Annotated in this window: 2 protein-coding genes; both read right to left on the bottom strand. The window is 39.4% G+C overall.

The features are described from left to right. Window positions 1–2409, bottom strand: a 2409-nt coding sequence (locus tag C5O24_RS11840) for a S1 RNA-binding domain-containing protein (RefSeq protein WP_133165564.1), incomplete at its 3' end; no start/stop codon positions are given. A gap of 119 nt (window positions 2410–2528) precedes the next feature. After that, the gene (locus C5O24_RS14110; RefSeq protein WP_161553896.1) at window positions 2529–3278 is read right to left on the bottom strand and encodes an ATP-binding protein; all 750 of its coding nucleotides are present in this window, start codon (window positions 3276–3278) and stop codon (window positions 2529–2531) included. Window positions 3279–3454: the final 176 nt, after the last annotated feature.

The following is a 3454-nucleotide window of genomic DNA, read 5'->3' as shown; positions in this document are numbered from 1 at the left end:
ATTCTCTACGTCACGACCTTCTACGATTCGGTTCAACGATTCTTTCAAACGTGCCAGCTTCTCCAAATCGCCAGAAAGGTCTGGAGTTATTTCGGTGACATCAGTTTCATCAAACAATTGCTTGGTAACTTCATAAAAATCACCAGATATATCTAAGACCAATTCCGGGTAGCTTGCAGTTCTTATCAGTTTTCCGATTTTCAGTTCTCCAACTGTAAAATCAGCACCTTTGAGTTCACGTGCTGCATCCAGCCTATCTTCGTCTCTGCTGGCAATATCATTGAAATATACCAGTTTAACTTTATCAGAAGGCACTTCTGATATTGTACACAAATATCTGGATTGGTCAAATGTCTGTAGTTTATGGGTTAACTGAGTCTTAAACGTCAACAGGTCTTCAATTTTCTGGAATTCACGCGAAAAGACAAGTTCTGTTCCCTTCTTCTTCAGTTCAAGATGCAAATCATCAGATAAATCATGAAGTTGATTCATGACTTCTGTCATGTCTGCTTTTCTATATTGAACGTCGAAGTTGCACTTATGACCGTTCTTGAACAAGCCAAAATCAACAAACGGATAGTCTCTGCTCAACTCAGTAAGAAGCTCGGTTAGGCTTTTTTCCTTCCAATTGAAATCTATACCAATTGAAGTACCCTTTGACGATACAGAATGCTCAATTGACGGCTTAAACGATACGTGTAAGTCATCATTGAACTTATCAAGTTCTTCTACCGTTGCCCAATCTCTATTCTCACGGTACTTGTAATAGTACTTCTCTGTGTAATCATAATTATTCTGACCAAACAATCTTTTCATCAGTTTATTCCAGAGATAGAAATCAAAGTTAAAATCGGTAGTATCCTTCGTATTAAAGAACTCTGACGATGTCATATAAGTAATATCCGAAACGTCATCACCGTCGTCTTCTACACTCAAAACGTCATCTGTAATCTCTTTTACATCTTCTTGCAGCTTAGGAAGTTTTACATTCTTACAGAAGGTAATTGTATTGCCATTTAATTTAGGCAGTCCAAGCTTGTTTGCTTGCCAATCATAACTGTTAAGAGCATCCGCATGAATGATAAAGGTAAATTCCACCTTACACATTTGCAATTCAAACACAGGCTTTATCTTATCCAAGAATTTTTGAGTAAAATATCCACCTTCTACAGACACTTGCTTGTCTATATTTACACCTGTGCTTCTTTTCTTCCTGTTATTCTTGAATGTTTCTATGTTATTCAGTTTGAGACTAGGACATATTTTTTCCAAATAAACGATTATGCTTGGGTACGTAGGAATGATAGCTGATGCTCTATCAGGTAAAGCCAGTTGAAGGCTATTGAATTCTTCATTATCCTTCAGTCTGTTTAACTCTTCAATGGATATTTGCAGGCGATTGTTCTTGTCGAAATCATATTCTACTTCCAGTTTATCCAGCAACTGTTTTACACCAGTAAACTGAGCACGTCTATCAACAATGCTACCATCAACTACAGGGTAGTAAGTGAACGTGACATACTCTTTGTTGGCTTTCGTACTAATTCTGGCTTTCGCAGATTCATCTAATTTCTGCCAGTTGGAAATAGGTGCAAGGACATATCCATCTTCAAAATGACATTCATCATAATCAATGTCCAAACTATCAGCTATCTGCTGTTGCAATTCCTCTGTATTATCTGTGGTATCGACTTTGACAAGAAGTTTCTCATTGATAATAGTAGTAGCTTCTGGCACAATGGCAATAGGAGCAGTTCGTTGCCGAAGAATCTGTTCCTGTACTTCTGTATGTTTCTGCCATATTTCCTTAAGCAAAGTCTTATCCGCAGTTTTCTTTGCCAGATTCTCTTCTACTACGGCTCTTCTGCTTACAACAACATTGCGGTAGTCCTTATTTATCTTTACAACTTTAACATCAATTGTCTGCCCCACAAAAGTTTCTAAATCCGCCCTAACTATATCTGTCTGAGAACCTGGCATAAATGCTTCTATTCCGAAGACATCCACTATTGTGCCACCCTTTGTACGACATTCAACGTATGCTTTTACCGTCGCATTATTGGCAAGTGCCTCATTAACCTTTACCCACGCTTTTGTAGCTCTTGCTTTCTTGTGTGACAGAATCAACTGGCCAAGACGATCGCTCTTTGATTCTATATACACATCAACAGTATCACCAACCTTAAGGTCTGGATTGTATCTGAATTCGCTTGCCGGTATGATGCCGTCATTACTATAACCGATATTGACTACAATTTCGCGCTCGTTTATGGAAATAACAATACCAGAGACCACCATACGCTCTGCATCATCTGTAGTCTCTTCATTTGACTCTTCCTCAGATTGTGATGAAGCCGCATCTTCAAAAACGTCCCAATCAAACTCTTCTAATGGATTCATCTTTGCCATATTTTTATTCTATTGTAGAATATAAATCTTTGATTCAAAGTAATTACTCACCCATCCGGTCGGGTGGGCTGCGTCAGAAGTCTGGTATAAAAAGCACGTCATTACGCAGATAATGCAGCTTAGGATGAATGATTGATTACTTCCCAAGAACCGCCATTGGTCGGACCAATGTGTCTTAACTTACCCTCTTTTACAAGAGCTTCAAGGCGGCGCTGGACACTACTCTCATGAAGCGTTAAGATTTCTGCTATTTCAGCTCTCGTTATGGTAGGGGTCTCGGACAGCAACTCCAAAATTTGAATTTTCTGTTCGGTTTTGGTTCGGTTTTGGTTCGGTTTTGGTTCGGTTTGGTTCAGTTTTGCATCGCCCCTGATAGACATGAAAATCTCACGATAGATAATAGCTGTAACACCTCCTTGCTCTACAGTAAATTCCGGTCGTTTAAGATTCGCCTTATCAAAGGCCTTCATTATCTTTTCGTAGCCGCGTCCCCATGCCTCAATAAAACCGGCACGATAGAAAACCTGTGCCATCTTTGGATTGCGCGGTTTGGAGGTATGCTTACTCATCAGAGTCTCTACAGTATAATTTTCCGGCAACACTCCTTCATTCCATAAGCGGATATGGTCGTCATAGATACTCATCTGATTCCACGTACCAAATTGCAATTTATGGACAATGCTGTTGAAGATGATTTCACGGAGAGCATCTTCCGGAATTTCCAACGGTTCCTTTCGTTCAATGATTCGGTAAAAATTACCGAAGTAGTTGAAACTTAAGTTAATATATCGAATTGTCAAATACAAATGAATCGCCAAAGCGTTCATTATAAAAACATTAAACAATATGAACGTATTGGCGATTCTCAAAGACTTCACCTTTCGGTGTAAGTCGGTATTTGAAAATACTACAACCAAAATGAGCAAAAGGTTCCTCAACTGGCTGATTTTAACAATACGCACTGTAGCGTTGATTCCGGGCAAAGTCAATTTTACCCGGCTGTCGCGCTATGGCGGTCGTACTGCCAAGACCTTTGCCTCCAATT

The sequence above is a fragment of the Paramuribaculum intestinale genome, from assembly GCF_003024925.1.
Taxonomy (GTDB): domain Bacteria; phylum Bacteroidota; class Bacteroidia; order Bacteroidales; family Muribaculaceae; genus Paramuribaculum; species Paramuribaculum intestinale.
Note: the sequence above shows the minus strand (reverse complement) of the source record. Positions and strands in the feature narration are given on the sequence as shown.